The 15,255-nt window shown below is 38.6% G+C and carries 19 protein-coding genes; 3 read left to right on the forward strand and 16 right to left on the reverse strand.

Annotation, left to right across the window (positions count from 1 at the left end):
• Nucleotides 1-85: 85 nt before the first annotated feature.
• Nucleotides 86-640, reverse strand: coding sequence for a hypothetical protein (locus PaeCFBP13512_RS16660; RefSeq protein ID WP_137224707.1), 555 nt, complete (start codon nt 638-640; stop codon nt 86-88).
• Between the two features lie 96 nt (nt 641-736).
• Between PaeCFBP13512_RS16660 and PaeCFBP13512_RS16665 the strand changes: the two genes are divergently transcribed.
• Nucleotides 737-1,651, forward strand: coding sequence for a phosphatidate cytidylyltransferase (locus PaeCFBP13512_RS16665; RefSeq protein WP_069326473.1), 915 nt, complete (start codon nt 737-739; stop codon nt 1,649-1,651).
• Between the two features lie 86 nt (nt 1,652-1,737).
• Here PaeCFBP13512_RS16665 and PaeCFBP13512_RS16670 read toward each other — a convergent pair whose 3' ends face one another.
• The 6 genes from PaeCFBP13512_RS16670 to PaeCFBP13512_RS16695 all read right to left on the reverse strand — a co-directional run bounded on the left by PaeCFBP13512_RS16670 (nt 1,738) and on the right by PaeCFBP13512_RS16695 (nt 5,085).
• A complete protein-coding gene (locus PaeCFBP13512_RS16670) occupies nt 1,738-2,493 on the reverse strand; it encodes a class I SAM-dependent methyltransferase (RefSeq protein ID WP_137224709.1) in 756 nt (251 codons plus the stop codon).
• Between the two features lie 148 nt (nt 2,494-2,641).
• The gene (locus tag PaeCFBP13512_RS16675; RefSeq protein WP_137224711.1) at nt 2,642-3,538 is read right to left on the reverse strand and encodes an alpha/beta hydrolase; all 897 of its coding nucleotides are present in this window, start codon (nt 3,536-3,538) and stop codon (nt 2,642-2,644) included.
• A 166-nt stretch (nt 3,539-3,704) separates the two neighbouring features.
• Nucleotides 3,705-3,995, reverse strand: a complete 291-nt coding sequence (locus tag PaeCFBP13512_RS16680; protein ID WP_069326470.1) for a putative quinol monooxygenase — start codon at nt 3,993-3,995, stop codon at nt 3,705-3,707.
• A gap of 99 nt (nt 3,996-4,094) precedes the next feature.
• Complete coding sequence (locus PaeCFBP13512_RS16685; RefSeq protein ID WP_193555962.1) at nt 4,095-4,289, reverse strand: DHCW motif cupin fold protein; 195 nt, start codon at nt 4,287-4,289, stop codon at nt 4,095-4,097.
• A gap of 6 nt (nt 4,290-4,295) precedes the next feature.
• Nucleotides 4,296-4,790, reverse strand: a complete 495-nt coding sequence (locus PaeCFBP13512_RS16690) for a hypothetical protein (RefSeq protein ID WP_137224713.1) — start codon at nt 4,788-4,790, stop codon at nt 4,296-4,298.
• Nucleotides 4,791-4,803: 13 nt separating this feature from the next.
• Nucleotides 4,804-5,085, reverse strand: coding sequence for a hypothetical protein (locus tag PaeCFBP13512_RS16695; protein ID WP_137224715.1), 282 nt, complete (start codon nt 5,083-5,085; stop codon nt 4,804-4,806).
• A 107-nt stretch (nt 5,086-5,192) separates the two neighbouring features.
• On the opposite strand from PaeCFBP13512_RS16695, the gene PaeCFBP13512_RS16700 reads away from it, so the two are divergent.
• A complete protein-coding gene (locus tag PaeCFBP13512_RS16700; protein WP_137224717.1) occupies nt 5,193-5,480 on the forward strand; it encodes a hypothetical protein in 288 nt (95 codons plus the stop codon).
• Between the two features lie 95 nt (nt 5,481-5,575).
• Here the strand turns inward: PaeCFBP13512_RS16700 and PaeCFBP13512_RS16705 are convergent, their stop codons facing one another.
• Genes PaeCFBP13512_RS16705 through PaeCFBP13512_RS16715 form a run of 3 tightly spaced genes read right to left on the reverse strand, consistent with a single transcriptional unit; the run spans nt 5,576 to nt 6,807 of the window.
• Nucleotides 5,576-5,749 (reverse strand): hypothetical protein, encoded by a 174-nt coding sequence (locus tag PaeCFBP13512_RS16705; RefSeq protein ID WP_161594292.1) that lies wholly within the window; start codon nt 5,747-5,749, stop codon nt 5,576-5,578.
• Nucleotides 5,710-6,180 carry a VOC family protein gene (locus PaeCFBP13512_RS16710; protein ID WP_137224721.1) on the reverse strand — a complete coding sequence of 157 codons (471 nt, stop codon included), beginning with the start codon at nt 6,178-6,180 and terminating at the stop codon, nt 5,710-5,712. Before PaeCFBP13512_RS16710 ends, PaeCFBP13512_RS16705 begins: the two co-directional genes overlap by 40 nt.
• 30 nt (nt 6,181-6,210) lie before the next feature.
• Nucleotides 6,211-6,807 carry a histidine phosphatase family protein gene (locus tag PaeCFBP13512_RS16715; RefSeq protein WP_137224722.1) on the reverse strand — a complete coding sequence of 199 codons (597 nt, stop codon included), beginning with the start codon at nt 6,805-6,807 and terminating at the stop codon, nt 6,211-6,213.
• Nucleotides 6,808-7,027: 220 nt separating this feature from the next.
• Here PaeCFBP13512_RS16715 and PaeCFBP13512_RS16720 point away from each other — a divergent pair, with 220 nt between their 5' ends.
• On the forward strand, nt 7,028-7,510 hold the full coding sequence (locus PaeCFBP13512_RS16720; protein ID WP_137224724.1) for a hypothetical protein: 483 nt from the start codon (nt 7,028-7,030) through the stop codon (nt 7,508-7,510).
• Between the two features lie 144 nt (nt 7,511-7,654).
• Here PaeCFBP13512_RS16720 and PaeCFBP13512_RS16725 read toward each other — a convergent pair whose 3' ends face one another.
• The 6 genes from PaeCFBP13512_RS16725 to PaeCFBP13512_RS16750 all read right to left on the reverse strand — a co-directional run bounded on the left by PaeCFBP13512_RS16725 (nt 7,655) and on the right by PaeCFBP13512_RS16750 (nt 15,226).
• The gene (locus PaeCFBP13512_RS16725; RefSeq protein ID WP_137224726.1) at nt 7,655-9,307 is read right to left on the reverse strand and encodes a rhamnogalacturonan lyase B N-terminal domain-containing protein; all 1,653 of its coding nucleotides are present in this window, start codon (nt 9,305-9,307) and stop codon (nt 7,655-7,657) included.
• 454 nt (nt 9,308-9,761) lie between these two features.
• Nucleotides 9,762-10,658, reverse strand: a complete 897-nt coding sequence (locus tag PaeCFBP13512_RS16730; protein WP_137224728.1) for an ABC transporter substrate-binding protein — start codon at nt 10,656-10,658, stop codon at nt 9,762-9,764.
• 210 nt (nt 10,659-10,868) lie between these two features.
• Nucleotides 10,869-11,423, reverse strand: coding sequence for a HupE/UreJ family protein (locus PaeCFBP13512_RS16735; protein ID WP_161594293.1), 555 nt, complete (start codon nt 11,421-11,423; stop codon nt 10,869-10,871).
• Between the two features lies 1 nt (nt 11,424).
• Nucleotides 11,425-12,627: a hypothetical protein gene (locus PaeCFBP13512_RS16740; RefSeq protein WP_137224731.1), complete on the reverse strand. Its 1,203-nt coding sequence runs from the start codon at nt 12,625-12,627 to the stop codon at nt 11,425-11,427.
• A gap of 246 nt (nt 12,628-12,873) precedes the next feature.
• A complete protein-coding gene (locus PaeCFBP13512_RS16745; protein ID WP_137224733.1) occupies nt 12,874-13,476 on the reverse strand; it encodes a TetR/AcrR family transcriptional regulator in 603 nt (200 codons plus the stop codon).
• A gap of 241 nt (nt 13,477-13,717) precedes the next feature.
• Nucleotides 13,718-15,226 carry an efflux RND transporter periplasmic adaptor subunit gene (locus PaeCFBP13512_RS16750; protein ID WP_137224735.1) on the reverse strand — a complete coding sequence of 503 codons (1,509 nt, stop codon included), beginning with the start codon at nt 15,224-15,226 and terminating at the stop codon, nt 13,718-13,720.
• Nucleotides 15,227-15,255 lie beyond the last annotated feature (29 nt).

The raw sequence follows: 15,255 nt of genomic DNA on the forward strand, positions 1-15,255 counted from the left end.
ATTCTAAACCTGTGATGTACAAGTCTAAACTGCGGATTCTTACTTTTATCTATTCTTATTTGTGGGTATACAGACTGTATGAGAACTAGAGGTTTTCTTTGGGTGTCGCTTCATATTCACTTAACTTTCCTTCATAGATCAACTGCAATCGTTCACTTTGGCGAAAATCATCCGGGGTGACCAGAGCGGGAAGCTGATTCCAAATTTTGATACCGGATCGTTGCAAGATTTCTGCGACAAATTGAGAGCAAAAATACGAATTACTGAATTCAACAGGTTCTTTGAGCGTAATGCTGATCACACCTAGAATATTATATAAATACTTCTGATGCTTACGAATAAATAATTGCAATACACGCTGCATTTTCTCGACTTCACGCTCGGTCACACGAAGTTCATAGATCACACAAGTGGTATTCGGGTATTTGCTGTATGTACCTGTCTTAATATCTTCTTTCACAAAACCACCATTCAGTGGATTACTAGGATGCTTCCGTCCAAAGCTATACAACTCCGATAATTCACGGTCAAACGAAATCGAAGCATGGTTATACGGTGCTTTGGTATACGTCTGGATCACCTTTGTAAATAACGTTCCAGTATTGGTCAATAAAATAAAAACCGATTGCTCTGCTGCCATCACAAAATTTCCCCTTATCAAGTTACCTTTATTCCTTCATAATAGCATATGATCCCTTTTATGGAATCCTAATTCAAGGTAAGTTGGTGCTGATTCATGAATAGTTCGCTAATAACGTTAATTCTTATTTTTGCTGCTCTATTAGTCATCCATTTTATTTACATCATCGTAAGCAAAATTCAAAAAAATCAAGATTATAGCGTGATCGGATTACGGATCAAAACGTGGTGGGGAATGTTCTTTATATTCTGTCTGGCTACGTTATTTAATCCTATTGTATCGCTTCTCTCACTGATGGTTCTTACGTTTTTTGCACTGAAAGAATACTTTTCGATGATTCGCTCACGCAAAGCAGATCGGCGCTTATTTTTATGGGCATACTTAGCAATTCCTATTCAATTTTACTGGATTTATATTGGTTGGTATGGCATGTTTATTGTGTTTATTCCGATTTATGTCTTTTTATTGCTTCCACTTCCACGCTTGATTAATAAAGGTACAGGCGGATTTCTACGAAGCGTCAGTTCAACCCAATGGGGATTGATGCTAATGGTATTCGGACTTAGTCATCTGGCTTATTTTCCATTTGCCACACCACAATATGGAGGAAGATTAGTTTTATTCCTCGTGTTACTTACACAACTTAATGATGTTGTGCATTATGTCGCTTCAATGTATATCGGTAAACGCAAAATTGTACCTACATCCAATGCCAGCTTAACATGGGAAGGCTTTGCTTGTGCTTTTATCGTCACAGCGATTACTTCTTACTTTGTAGCTCCTGTACTTACACCGCTTGGTGCTAACTTTGGTCTGGTTACGGGGATGCTGATTAGTTTGAGTGGATTTTTTGGAAGTCTAACCGTTTCTGTCCTTAAGCGTGATTTGTTAATCGGTGATGATCCAAAAGTAGACAACGAAAAGCAAAGTTATCTCAGCCGAATCGACAGCTTAACCTATACAGCGCCTGTCTTTTTCCATGTGGTTCGTTATGTGATGGACTTTATGTAATCTAGCTATTCTGTAATAAAATACATCAGCAAAAAGCCTCCATTTTAACGATGGGGGCTTTTTTATCTATATCGCAAAAGAACGGGTTAGACTTCTCCCCAGAACACCTCAGTCTCATAATCAAAAAAGACAACACCTTCGTGCTGATTGTGATCAAAAATACGCTTTAATTGCTCGATCATATCGTTATACCGGGGATTATCAGAGCTAGGAACATACGAAGAAGATTCTAACCGACCACGTAATCCTTCCCAATCAAACACTTGACGATTGCCAAACTTTGCGAGCTCCATCGTATCTTTTTTGAAAAAAGGTTCTAATTTCTCTGCTGAAATATTTTTATGATTGACCTTCGTATAATCGGTCCCATAATCATGCAATAATTGCTCATACTGTTCCAAAAATGAAGTCCCTGTCGTCAATCTAGAATTCCAGATCAAAATGACTTTACCTTCTGGCTTGAGAATACGTTTAAATTCTGACCGGGTCGCTTGCTGATCAAACCAGTGAAAAGCCTGCGCGCACGTAATGTAATCTACTGAATGATCCGGTAACCCTGTGGCTTCTGCCGATCCTTCACTGACTTCAAAGTTAGGTTCTTCTACTAATGTAGCTACAGCGACTTCGCGCATTTCTGTATTGGGCTCTACGCCGATCACAGGGTTACCACGTTCTAATAACAACTCTGCAAAAATACCTGTACCTGCTCCAATATCAGCAATTGTATTTTCTCGCTTCATACCAATCACATCATAAAGATAATCGATAGCCACTACCGGATAACTAGGACGGTATTTCACATACGCATGGACTCGATCTGAAAATCTTTCTTTGCTATTCATTGTTATCACGCTCCTATAGTTTCATCTAATAAAACTATGTTTCATTTAAATATTATAAATCAATCGCCCTTTGATTGCCAGTCAGCAAAAAGAGACGTTCCTCAGCTTAATCAGGAGTCGTCTCTTTTGATGTCACACCATCTAAAAATTATTGTTTAGCTGTAAATGCTTCTTTTAACTTGTCACTCATGAGGTGCCAGGCATCTTCGGCTACAGCCAGATCACCATTATGGGTAAATCCATGCGCCGCTCCTGCATATTGCTTGGCGGTGACGGTAACACCTGCTGCTTCTAACTGCTTGGCATAACCTACCGTCTCTGCTGCCAATGAATCGCGTTCTGCGGTGATGACCAATGCGGACGGAAGCCCTGTTAGAGAAGGTGCAAATACAGGCGAAGCTAACGGATTACGGGCGTCTTCTGGATGTTCCAAATAACAAGCATTAAAGATACGAGAGATATCATTTGGGATCGCTTCTGGAAATTGTGGTTTTTTCGCTGGATCGGTATCGAGATCAAGTGGTGCATAATCAATTACCTGATACACAATATTCAGCTCATTCCCACGTTCTTTGTTCAACAGACAGATCGCTGCCGCTAGATTACCACCGGCACTATGCCCGCCGACCGCAATACGAGTTGCATCGATATTCAGCTCTGTAGCATGTTCGGCTATCCATTTCACCACTTCATACGATTGGTAGACAGGCACAGGAAACGGATATTCGGGCGCTAACAAATACTCGACATTCACCACGATACATTCTGCCCGATCCGCAATCACACTACACCACGGATTATCCATTTTAGGATTCCCCATCACAAATCCACCACCATGAAAATTAACGAAAACAGGTAATGGATCAGCCAGCTCACGATCAGGGATATGCACGGTTACAGGTGCATCTTCATAAGAAGTAGGAATCATTCGCGACTCCTGCTTCACCTGCGGGGTATAGCTCGGTTGTAATGTAGATCCATTGACATTATTGGTCGATGCTTCTCTTACTTTCTTCACCATTGCTAGTTGTTGTTGTTTATCCATTATGTTTCACTCCTATTCATAGGGTACTTCTTCTCATCATAAAGAAGTTGCAGGGGTATAATCAAATGTAGCGCTTAGACACCCATTCTCTGCTATAAGCTTTAGGTGATATCGACAAACTAAAAAGTGATCTCTATAAATAGAAATCACTTTCGTGTTGTTGCTTTTATTGTTCTACTTTGTGCAAACGGAACGCTTCACGAGAATCGACCAGAGACGCAATATTTTCCCGATACGATTTGAAATGAGGCGTATTCATATGAAATTCAAGCGCCGCTTCATCTTCCCAGATTTCATAAAATACAAACACCCCGGGTTCAATCGATTCATGCAATGTATATTGAATACAACCACTTTCATTACGAGAAGGCTCCAACATTTTGACCAACTCTGCTTTCAATTGCTCTTCATGCCCTGCTTTTGCTTTCAAAATCGCATTATTTACAAGATTCGTCATGGATCTGCTCTCCTTGTGGTTCATTTATTTTTGAGGTGCTATGTATTATCATACCCGTTTTGGAAGAAGATCAAAAATAATGTGAGATTATTAAATTGTTTAATCGACTATAAACAGTTTGGCTCCGGTTACAGTAGAAGAACGATGCGGTTCTGCTTCGTCAGCTACCGTATAGCTCATACCTGCTATTAATTTAAATGTTCGTCCATCTTCTAATAAGGTACCTAACTCTCCTTCAAGCACCAACAGCACATGTCCTCGATAACACCAGTGATCAGCAACATACTTAACGATGTTATGCTAGAGTTCGTCAATAAAATATCCATCACTGTGCCAATGATCGTCTTTTTGAGCAAACATAGATGGAATAGCAGAAACAGGATCGCCAAAATCTTTATGTAATTTTTTTAAAACATCTTTCCACTTTTGCGCCTCAAATACATCGTTAACAAAGTCATATTCACTGGGCAGGTAAATAGCATATGGAGATATGTTTCTCAATCTAGAACAGAACTCTCTTAATTGTTTGGTTATCTTTTCATCAAGCAAAAATAACTTCCAACTTATTAAATGATCATACTCCAAAAGATATTTACCTATGATCAATTCCTGACCATGAGATCCAATCAACTTTATATATCCAAAAAAATAGTAATTTTCTAAAAGACTCATATTCTCATTATCTATGTACCAATACCACTGCTTATTTTTATCAGTTTCAAATATATGGTTTATCACCTTAATTAAATCTTCTGTATCCATATGTTCACGATTAAAAATAGCTGTAAAGTTCATATATGTAATCTCCTTAAGAGGAATTTGTAGATACCAGCAATTGCTTCACTTTAGGCAACATCTGCTCTAGTCTGGAGCTATCAAACCACTCTATTTTTTTCAATAGTTCAACAGCTAATTCAAATTGCTCAGAAGCATATGCGTTGTATTCTGGTGGATAGATATCCTTTTTATGTATTAGATCATCTATGATTTGAAAGCAAGTTACTTCTACATCGTCAACCTTCATATCTTCAAACAATTCTTGGCAATCTTTCAATTCTTGTATTTCATTTATAGAAAATAGTATTTGCATCAGCAAATCTCCTCGTTTAAATTCTTTTTTTAATCATTTAAAATTATAATGGTATCTTTTATAATATAGGGACTATCAGCACTTTAATATCAAAGGAGAGTTCAACGATGCAATTTACAGTGAATGCTACGCTAATTATCGAAATTGAAGATGTTGAGGCGATGTGTTGTTATCGGGATAGAGATGGGGATACGTTTGAAGATTCATTACGATTTGAAATCCAATTACAAGAATTGATTCTGTCTCCAGATTGCATAGTAGATATTCAATTTCCAGCTGATATCTTTATTGATCCCTACTATGAATCTGAAAAAATTATACAAGCCGTCCATTATGTTATTGAAGAAATTCACACTTCATCCGCTTCTAGGGCCTCCTTATCTATCCATACATGAAGAACTTTATACATAACACAGTTCCGCTTGCTTTATCCATACTTCCTTACTAAACGCTTCAAAATCTCCTGTCGCTTCACATTTTTCTAAATAGGCTACCTCTCTGCAATTGCTTCTTCATCGTCGATCTCTAACAAATATAACTGAGTCGCTTCCAAGCCAGCACCGCATAACAACTGCACATCAATCATAAAAAATGAATCTATATTCAGATGCTTGGCTTGCCAGATCAATCTTGTGTCTTCGATCTGCCATGAAGCGTCTCCCATTCTTCCCACGACATAATTTCCAAATCTGCTCTCGGCTGATCCTCCAACATCGCTAACAACTCCACCGAATGACCATCTGGATCTTGGAAATAAATAGATACTGCTGGCATAAACGGAAAGACAGATAACTGCTCTGCGCTTTCTCCAAAAAAGTTCGTCGTCGCAATCCCTAACCCTTCCAAATAGCTACGTGCTTGAGGCATATCTTCTAACGCAATGCGAAAAGCAAAATGCTGACGTTGGATAAGTGATGATGGATAATTTTCCCGAATCCCAAGCATCGATTCCCCGGGCTTCCCTACCCAATAGAACTTCGATTTGCGAAAAGGATCATGGTGTAGTGGAATAATATGTAGTAGTTGCTCGTAAAATTCTGCTGATTTTTTGTAGTCACTGACATTAATATGCGTTTCAAAAATTCCTTGAATCATCTGAAAATCTCCTCTCGATATAAACAAATATTACAGATGTGATGTATTAGCAAAATCGATTAATTTAAATTGACCCTGTTGAAAAGATACGATTGTAATCGAACATTCTTTCACAAGACTTGTTTGTACATTAATAAAATCGGGATGAACTTTCTGTAATTCACTTTCAATAATAACATTTATTAAAAAATCAGTAATCAAACCTCCGTGCGTTACAATAACACTACGACTTTCTGGATATTGTAAAGATATATCAGATAAATAGAAAGCTAATCGATCACCTGCCATCCTAGCTGAATCTCCTTGAGGTGGCACATAGTCTCTTTCTTGAGTACATTTATCCCACAGATCAACAAACTCATCAAACGTTTGATCGGGTATATCACCCCAGTTCGCACGCTCACGCAAACAAGAATTTTCTATAATGGGTATATGATTAAAATGACTAATAATACGAGCTATATGTTTTGCTCTTTGAAGAGGGCTTGAGAAAATTTGATCTATATTCAACTCTTTAAAATAATGTGCAGTCATTTCAGCTTCTTTTATTCCTTGCGAAGTAATATCCACATCCCCAATTGATTTCTCCTTTATGGCATGTCTCACGATATAAAATAGATTGCTCATCTTCATTCCTCCTTCGAGTATTATTAAGTTTATTCTAAAAAATGCTTTTTTCTAACTAGTATGAAGCAAAATATATGTTACGATGAAATATATGTGTAACGATTAGTATGAGATATTTACCTGTATTTTATCAATACCGTTTTAGAAAGGAGAAAATAGTTATAATACATAATCTTAAGAAACAAACAACTATTTTTATCGAAAAAAGAAGGTATATGATATGAAATTTAGTAAGTTAATTTTCCTATTACTAATACTACTATTTTGTATATCTGCTTGTAGTCCACAAGGTAGTATACATCAATTATCAAATGCAAATAATAAATCGGTTACTGATAAAAAAGTAGTTAATCAAGAAATGAAAGATCATCAACCCTCTATTCCACTTTCGTTTGAAACTGTACTTGTAGGAAAAAATCCTACATCTAATTTTTTGATCGATGCTGAACACAACTATTTTCAATTGAAAATCATCAACAAAAGTAAAGTCTTGATTACTTTTAATCTTGTAAATAATGAAAATGGAAAAGAAGTTTTTACAGATCAAGTAAAGCCAAATAAAGTGTTTACTTGGAACAGTAATACCGCTTATCTGAAAGGACTGGATTCAGGAAAATACACTATCCAATACAGATCGAATGGTAGCAATATGAATGGGATAGCATACGGACAGCTTAGCTCAACACCCGAGGGATTACATTAAATAAGATAACACTTTGAAATACATATAATAACGAAATTCTATCTAATATTGTATATCATCAAAAAGAGGCTTCAAGTTCCACTGCGAACTTAAAGCCTCTTTTTGATCGTTCATACATCTCTTTCTATATCTTAATTCAACGACTCAATTAAGCAACTCTACCACATCATACACCCACCCTGCACTAAGCCAATTTCCAAGATCACTGGAACCGCTAATCGGAGTGATTGAGATCGTATTCGTGCCTGCCACTAGAGCAGAAGCAGGAATCGTCCATGAAAATGTGGTGTTGTTGCCACGATATGTTCCAATCGTAAAGCTACGTGAATTCGGTTGTGTCGATGCTGCGGGATTACTTAATATTGTGTTGTTCACAGTCACACTAGGGCGACCATTATTATATGCGGCAGTGATTCCAATATTCAGCACATGTGGTAAAGATGCTTGAGCCGCTGTCAGCGTAAATGTAATTTTAGTCGGTGAATTTTGCCCTCTGAATTGAATGGCAGGGAATTTGTTGGTTGCACCACCGACCGCATACGTCACAGGGCCCCAACTTGCATTACGGCTATCCGATGGATGACGAACAGCAATCGTCTGTCCATTCAGAAACTCTAGTGGTGTGCCATCCCATGTGCCTATACGCCATAATGCTGGTTTACTTGCAGGATCACCTGAAATTGTTCTTGTATTGATCGTTGTTGTGTTACCTGCGGTGACATTGACACTTTCTTTATACACGCCTAACTCTCCTTTGTAGACGGTCATCGTATACGTTCCGGGGATCATATCACGGCGAACTGCCGCTCCACTCGACGATGCGGTTGTCCAGTATTGAGCATTATCATTTGCAAATCTGATCGTATACGTTGAACCGCTCACCATACCCGATAGTCCATTTAAGACAACCGCTCCACGACTGGATACCCAACCCGTTAATCCCAGTCCAGACATCCAGCTAAAGTCCGGTACACTTGGCGTTGAGCCTGTAGTAAAGATCAGCGCATACGGACCATGCAGACCAAGCCGCCAATCTTCGGTCTGCTCATGACCGGAGTTCATATAGTTGTAGACTTCAGTATCTCCACCGCTCTGAAATTGAATATCCCGGAAAAAAGGTCCGCCTGAACTTTTTTCCTGATTTCCATACGCCATAAAGACACCTACACCGTTACCGGTCACTCCACGCACACTCAAGTCTTTGGCTTGATCGTTGCCATAATATTTGGATACCGTCTGACCGTTGGATAATCCAAATACATCCTGACTTTCAATCGCCCCTGTATTATTGCGGATATTTGAATGGGCTGGAACACCGGTCAGTACATTTCCATTGCCTCTGAAAATATAACGCAGTTCGCCGACTGAAGGCTCTGCTGTTATGTACGTCGCCATATAGATAATATTTTCGCCACTACGGGACACATAATAATGAGTTAATGTGCTCGTCTTGGTAATGATCGTTACTGTAGAACCTGAAGGAGATGTACTCCATGTCACATCTGCCCCTGATCCCAGACCTGAACTGATATGAGAACCTTTGCCTGCTGAACTACTGAGTTCGATTCCATTCATTTTGCTAGATGTGATATCTCCATTGTCTTTGTTCACCGTATAGACTAGCCCTGCACCTGTATTTACAACAATCGTTGATCCATTATCTGTTACACCGATCGCCGCGGCATGTCCTGTGGAAGCAGGAAATACACTCGATACTCCTACTAATACGATGACAACAACTAACGTCAACCACTGACGCCATCCCCAATGTCTTGCTTGTAATTCAACTTTGTACATAATCATTATCCCTCCATCATTTGAGTTGAAGTTATTTTGATAACGCTTACAAAATACTGAACGACAGGACATTACTTTTCGGAGATGATGTTTAGTGATTATGATTTATTAGTATAATAAGGAATAAAAAGTAATTTTCTATATACTACATGAAGTTAATATTCTTTTGAATGGATTTTCGGAATTGTTATACGGTAACTCTGTTTTTTCATCTGCTTTGTGTAATAAAGGTAGTTATTGTGTAGATCTGTAGATACACGAGGTAGCGTAGCGATTTCGAGTCATTATTTGAAATAGCGATTTGCACTCATCATGTTAAATACAAAAAAAGCCTTCATGCTTACAACGAAGGCTTTTCTGTGTATAAGTAATGTATTACTTGTATGGCTGCTCTTACATGACTGATGATTTGATGTCTACTTATTGTAAATCTGTTATTCAGGTAAAAGATAAATTATTTTTCACTTAGCAGCTTCTCTAATTGTTCTAATGCCTGCAAATTACCTGAAGCGGAATAATCTAGCCACGGTTGCTCTGTGATCATATATACTTTTTGATTTTTCACAGCTTTGAGTCCTAGCCAGATCGGATCTGTTTGTAGCTTTTCAAATACTTGATCGCTGCCTTCGTCTACAGAAGATACTAATACAAAAATAGCGTCTGCATCCAAATCAGGCAGGATTTCTTTGGAGATATTTTCCCAGTTTTTATCGATTTTTGTGACATTTGGGGAAGGATTTAATTTCAAATCTTCGAACAAAATAGGGCCAAGCGGACGATCCATACCATAGATACGGAACCCTTTAGCAGATACTCGCATCGCTAACACTTTGCCATTGCCAATTTCTTTTTTAAATAATGCAGATACTTCTTTTGCTTTAGCATCATACGCTGTAATAAATGACTCTGCATTGTCTGTGCGATCTACGATTTGGGCGATAGCACGTAAATGATCTTGCCATCTTCCTTCATCTAAATTAATGACATGGGTAGTAGCAATCTGCTCTAATTTATCCAGTCCAAGCTTATCTGCAAATTCAGCATCGATAAAAATCTCGTCCGGTTGTAATCCAATTAATGCTTCCATATCCGGTTCTTTGGTAAAACCTAAATACTGTATGCCTTGATATTGTTCACCTGTAATCGGCAAATAATCGCTTGTGGTCGTTGCCGCAGGTTTGATGCCTAATGCCATCAGATCCCCTGTTAGAAAAATAGAAATTGACGCTATCTTTTTGTTCTCTGTAGTTTCCGTCGTGCTTGTTGTTTCAGTGACTGCTGGTGTTGACCCGCAAGCACTTAACACCCATATCATACAGATTCCTAATGTGATCCCTATCCACTTTTTCATACGTAACCCCTTTATCTATTGATTTCTCTCTCTGTGGAACGATTGACATATGTATCTCTATGTATGTTCAATCGGTTCAACAGTAACTATATTCTCATTACTCAATTGATAATTATTATCAATTAGATTGAATTTTATAGTAGCTACTATACGTTGTCAATGGAAATGATTGTTACCATACTATCTGTTATCTCAAATAGGGTCTATTTTTCAAAACAAAATCAGTTTTAACCCTATGACTAAAATCACTACACCTATCAACCTTAATCGAATAGCCCCTTTAGGTTCTTCCAAAATAAGCAAACCTCCGACAGCTCCGATCACATGCAAGCCAATCGTTGTGATTAGGAATCCTATAATGTAGACTGCTGGACTCAGCAATTGAGGAATTTCAAGACCATGCGCATAACCGTGTGCAAATCCAAAAAGAGCGACTCCACCACTGGCAATCCATACCGATTGTTGACGATTCCAGACGATCGCTAAACCTAGCAAACATACCGAACAAGCGATATAGACTTCCAGATGTGTCCATAACCATCCTTCTAATCCAACCACTCCACCTAGCATCATCATCAATACAAAGCAAGAAGGCACGATATAGATTGCTCGCCCTCCAATCTGCGCACTCCATACACCAACAGCTAACATAGCGACCAGATGATCCACTCCTGTTAAAGGATGCAAAAAACCACTACCACCAAATCCATGAGCTTCTACAACCCCTGCTGGCAACCATCCTAATATAAGGACACATATAAACATCCTAATCATGTACAATCATCTCTTTTTGCTTGCGATGATCTTTTACAATCACAATCAGACTTAGAATCGCAGGGATCATTGGAAATAGAGCTGTATACATGCCTGAAAAATATTCATACCCTACACCTTCTTGTACCATCCTTACGATAGGAAATACAAGCAAATGGGTAGGTTCTCCCAGAATCATACCGACAATCATAAACCACAAAATAAAATTACCAAACGCTTGTCTTTTCCACAGACTGTAAGCCCCTAATACCCAGAAGAAAGGCCCAATAAAAGTAATCAAATAATCGAAATCCTGATCAGACCATGTCTGTCCAGTAATTGAAGCTATTCCTTGATTAAAATGAGTCAATACTTCTTCTCCCACATGAATATAAAAAAGCGCTTGTAACAATAAATACAGCGGTACTAATGTATACGGATCAGCCGGTAAATTCGCAGTTGTTTTGCGCCAACAGATCAATCCACCCATCATAGAGCCGATAATTATACCGACAGGTAATAAGCTACCGGTTTGCGCATAAAAAGTCATTCCATAGATCGCAATACAAGTTACGATTAAGATCGTCCATAGATTTTTTTTACGTCGACTTAACGGTTGTATCGGTTTATGCGGTATCACTTGATCTTGTGGTCGAATAAGCTTAAGTATTCCCGTACCGCCTAGATAAAATAACAACATCGCTACCCAGACTCCGCCGAGATAATAATGTGCATATAACGAATAATGTCCTAATTCTACGATGAGTTGAATAATAGATTCGACAGCGACATAACCATATCCCCACCAGGCAAAAAATGCACCTACACGATACCCTTTGCTTAAAAAGTAACCACCCAATAACAAAATAACAATCGGTAAGCCCACCATCCAGACAAACCAAGTCGTATGACTCATTACAAAATCTTGAGCAAATCCAGCGGAATAATGTATAGCTATAAAGCTTGCATATTTAGATGTATAACGGAAAGTATTCAGTGCAATCAACAAGACAATACAGATGATATAGATAGGTAATAGCGAATCGATATGAGGTACAGCACGATGCGAATAGGTTAACCACCCAATTAGAGCAAGTACAGTCACCAATGTATATTCTGCCCCTATGGCCCATCCCACATGAATCAGTAATAGAACTGACAACGTAATCGATATTGAGATAACGATCAACAGACTTTTAGTATTGGAATTGTCCATTTTATGACCTGCTTTCTTTGATATTGGATATAGATCTCGTAAAGATAAACAACATGTTGTTGCTTAAATTGTAACAATCTGGCGTTCATATTCAACAAACAATAAAGCCAGAATCGTTGCTTAACCTACACTATTTTATATAGTGATGGCTATCTCTCGGATAACGCACAATACGGGCTATACTGACGATAAACAACACAAAAAAAGCCACTCCATCTAAAGGAGTGACTGCTGTTTGGAAGATGATCAGATCGAAGTTTTTTGTAACGTTTGCAAAGGACCTTCTACAAACAAATAAGCCATTTGTGTAGCCATAAATGCTGCTGAATAGGGCATCACACCTGTTAACCATTGTGTAATCAATCCTACATTGGCTGTCGCCACATACGTAATCGCGATATCTTGAGTGATCTGTTGCTGAGGATCAGAGGAGAAATGTTGTCCGATCACTTCATTGAGATTGGCTTTGATAAGCTGGATAAGCTGAGATTGAAAAGAAGGTAACCCTTTATCACCAAGCATCACTTTAAAATAAGGCCGATGCTGAGAAATAATCGTAAGCACACGTAAAAATAAAGCTTCTAACGAATGAATATCTAAGTTTACTTTTTTCATTTCTTTTAATTTCACTTCAGTTTGGAGTGAAGTGAGCATATCCGTCATACTTTGATCCAATAGATCGTATTTATCTCGATAATGCTGGTAAAAGGTAGCCCGATTAATTCCTGCTTCTCGTGTCAGACTTTGCACTGTTATCGCATCGAATCCTACTTGTTCGATCAGCTTGATCAATGCTTCTCGCAACCAACTTTGTGTGCGTACGACACGTAGATCATTAACATTCACCATATCTATTCACCATCCTTGGTGTTTAAGTGGAGTCGTTGACATATGGATTATCTTAAATGTAGACATCGACTCCTTCATATCATATCTCTAATGTACACTTATTAGAAAAGAGAATGAAATACAAGCCACTCCCTCGAATGCACTTCATATACTTACACAACAAAATTTACACGAAAAAAAAACGCTCTACAAAATCATAGAGCGGTTTTTTAGTATAAATTAATGTAGTATGCTGAATTGTTTAATCTGCACTTACCGTAACCGTACTCTGATCACTAAGTAATGCTATATTGTTCTGAATGACTTTATCGCCATCTTTCAATCCGCTGGTAATCAATGTCTGCGAGCCCATTTCACTACCTACTTTTACTTCTTTACGAATCGCTTTGTTATTGACAGCCACATAGACATAAGAGGTTTTTCCGTCTTTTTGAATCGCTTTGGTCGGCACAATTATACCTTCTTTGGCATTTTTTCCGATAATGCTGACATCTGCAAGCATGCCCGGTTTGAGTTTATTGTCTGCATTAGATACAGCCACTTGAACCGGATAACCATTTCCACTGCTATCGATAGAGTTAATATTTTTCACTTTACCTGTCGTTAAAATGTTCGATGAATTGACTCGTACCTGTACACGATCGCCTGCTTGGATATTATTGATCTGATCTGCTGGTACATAGATCAGCATATTCACCGTACTGAGATTTGCGATCACAAGTGAAGGTGCGGAAGGAGCAACCATTTCACCTGTTTCGGCATTTTTAGTTGTAATAATGCCATTAATTGGCGAAGTGACAACAGCATTTTTAAGATTATCTTGAGCGATATTGACATTCAAGCGAGCTTGAGCTACTTTTTGCTCACTAGCTGATATGCCTGCTGTACTTTGAGCAACATCTAGCTGGCGTTGAGCGTTGCTGTAACCGCTATTGGCATTTTCATAACTGCTTGTAGCATTCTGATAGGCACTTTGAGCAGTGGATAATCCTTTTTGCGCTGTACCTAGCACATTTTGAGCGCCCACTAATTGTTCTTCTGCATTCGCTTTAGTATTTAGAGCATTTTGATACGCCGTTTGCGCTGTAATTACCGCTGCATTAACCTGCTCCAATTCAGCTTGTGTAGCTAGACCACTGTTAAATAACGATTGTGTACGTGATGCTGTTTTTTGTGCATTGGTTACATTTTCTTGTGTTTGTCTAATGGTATTCGTAGCTGTAGAAATAGCCGTTTGCGCTTGTTTGAGTGCAGTCTGCGCTTGATTTACCCCTGCTTGTGCTTGGTTCATCCCTCCAGTCGCTTGATCGATTGCGCTTTTGGAAGAAATCACACCGCCTTTTGAACTCACTACACCTGAATTGGCAGAGACCATACCGGATTCACGCGAATCTTTAGCAGTTGTAACACCTGCCGCCGCCGCTTCTACATTCGATTGAGCGATCTTCAGATTATTGCGTAGATCATCGTCTTCTAACTTGAAAAGAACCTGACCTTTTTTCACTTCTGTCCCAATATCAACCGAGATGACTGACACTTTACCGGATATTTTGGGCATAATATTAACTGTAGCTGATGGTGTTACTGTGCCTGTATAAATTTCGCCTTGTCCGATCATGCCTTTTTGCGCCTGACTGACTTTGACCGTGACATTCATATCTTGAACAGCTTCACTACTGGAACAACCTGCTAAAATAACCGTACTTAATAATAGCGCTGTTGCTGTAACTTCCCACTTTTTGATGTTCATCGCTTCTTTCCTTTCTAGAGAACGGTTCT

The organism is Paenibacillus sp. CFBP13512 (assembly GCF_005233705.1).
GTDB classification, from domain to species: Bacteria; Bacillota; Bacilli; order Paenibacillales; family Paenibacillaceae; genus Saccharibacillus; species Saccharibacillus nuruki.

Excerpts from the sequence above, each read along its gene's own strand:
- PaeCFBP13512_RS16680 (WP_069326470.1), bottom strand. The coding sequence starts at position 3,995 with ATGACGAATCTTGTAAATAATGCGATTTTGAAAGCAAAAGCAGGGCAT.
- PaeCFBP13512_RS16675 (WP_137224711.1), bottom strand. The coding sequence starts at position 3,538 with ATGGATAAACAACAACAACTAGCAATGGTGAAGAAAGTAAGAGAAGCA.
- PaeCFBP13512_RS16695 (WP_137224715.1), bottom strand. The coding sequence starts at position 5,085 with ATGCAAATACTATTTTCTATAAATGAAATACAAGAATTGAAAGATTGC.
- PaeCFBP13512_RS16735 (WP_161594293.1), bottom strand. The coding sequence starts at position 11,423 with ATGTTTATATGTGTCCTTATATTAGGATGGTTGCCAGCAGGGGTTGTA.
- PaeCFBP13512_RS16690 (WP_137224713.1), bottom strand. The coding sequence starts at position 4,790 with ATGAACTTTACAGCTATTTTTAATCGTGAACATATGGATACAGAAGAT.
- PaeCFBP13512_RS16725 (WP_137224726.1), bottom strand. The coding sequence starts at position 9,307 with ATGTACAAAGTTGAATTACAAGCAAGACATTGGGGATGGCGTCAGTGG.
- PaeCFBP13512_RS16710 (WP_137224721.1), bottom strand. The coding sequence starts at position 6,180 with ATGATTCAAGGAATTTTTGAAACGCATATTAATGTCAGTGACTACAAA.
- PaeCFBP13512_RS16700 (WP_137224717.1), top strand. The coding sequence starts at position 5,193 with ATGCAATTTACAGTGAATGCTACGCTAATTATCGAAATTGAAGATGTT.
- PaeCFBP13512_RS16660 (WP_137224707.1), bottom strand. The coding sequence starts at position 640 with ATGGCAGCAGAGCAATCGGTTTTTATTTTATTGACCAATACTGGAACG.
- PaeCFBP13512_RS16745 (WP_137224733.1), bottom strand. The coding sequence starts at position 13,476 with ATGGTGAATGTTAATGATCTACGTGTCGTACGCACACAAAGTTGGTTG.
- PaeCFBP13512_RS16665 (WP_069326473.1), top strand. The coding sequence starts at position 737 with ATGAATAGTTCGCTAATAACGTTAATTCTTATTTTTGCTGCTCTATTA.
- PaeCFBP13512_RS16750 (WP_137224735.1), bottom strand. The coding sequence starts at position 15,226 with ATGAACATCAAAAAGTGGGAAGTTACAGCAACAGCGCTATTATTAAGT.
- PaeCFBP13512_RS16730 (WP_137224728.1), bottom strand. The coding sequence starts at position 10,658 with ATGAAAAAGTGGATAGGGATCACATTAGGAATCTGTATGATATGGGTG.
- PaeCFBP13512_RS16705 (WP_161594292.1), bottom strand. The coding sequence starts at position 5,749 with ATGGGAGACGCTTCATGGCAGATCGAAGACACAAGATTGATCTGGCAA.
- PaeCFBP13512_RS16720 (WP_137224724.1), top strand. The coding sequence starts at position 7,028 with ATGAAATTTAGTAAGTTAATTTTCCTATTACTAATACTACTATTTTGT.
- PaeCFBP13512_RS16740 (WP_137224731.1), bottom strand. The coding sequence starts at position 12,627 with ATGGACAATTCCAATACTAAAAGTCTGTTGATCGTTATCTCAATATCG.
- PaeCFBP13512_RS16670 (WP_137224709.1), bottom strand. The coding sequence starts at position 2,493 with ATGAATAGCAAAGAAAGATTTTCAGATCGAGTCCATGCGTATGTGAAA.
- PaeCFBP13512_RS16715 (WP_137224722.1), bottom strand. The coding sequence starts at position 6,807 with ATGAGCAATCTATTTTATATCGTGAGACATGCCATAAAGGAGAAATCA.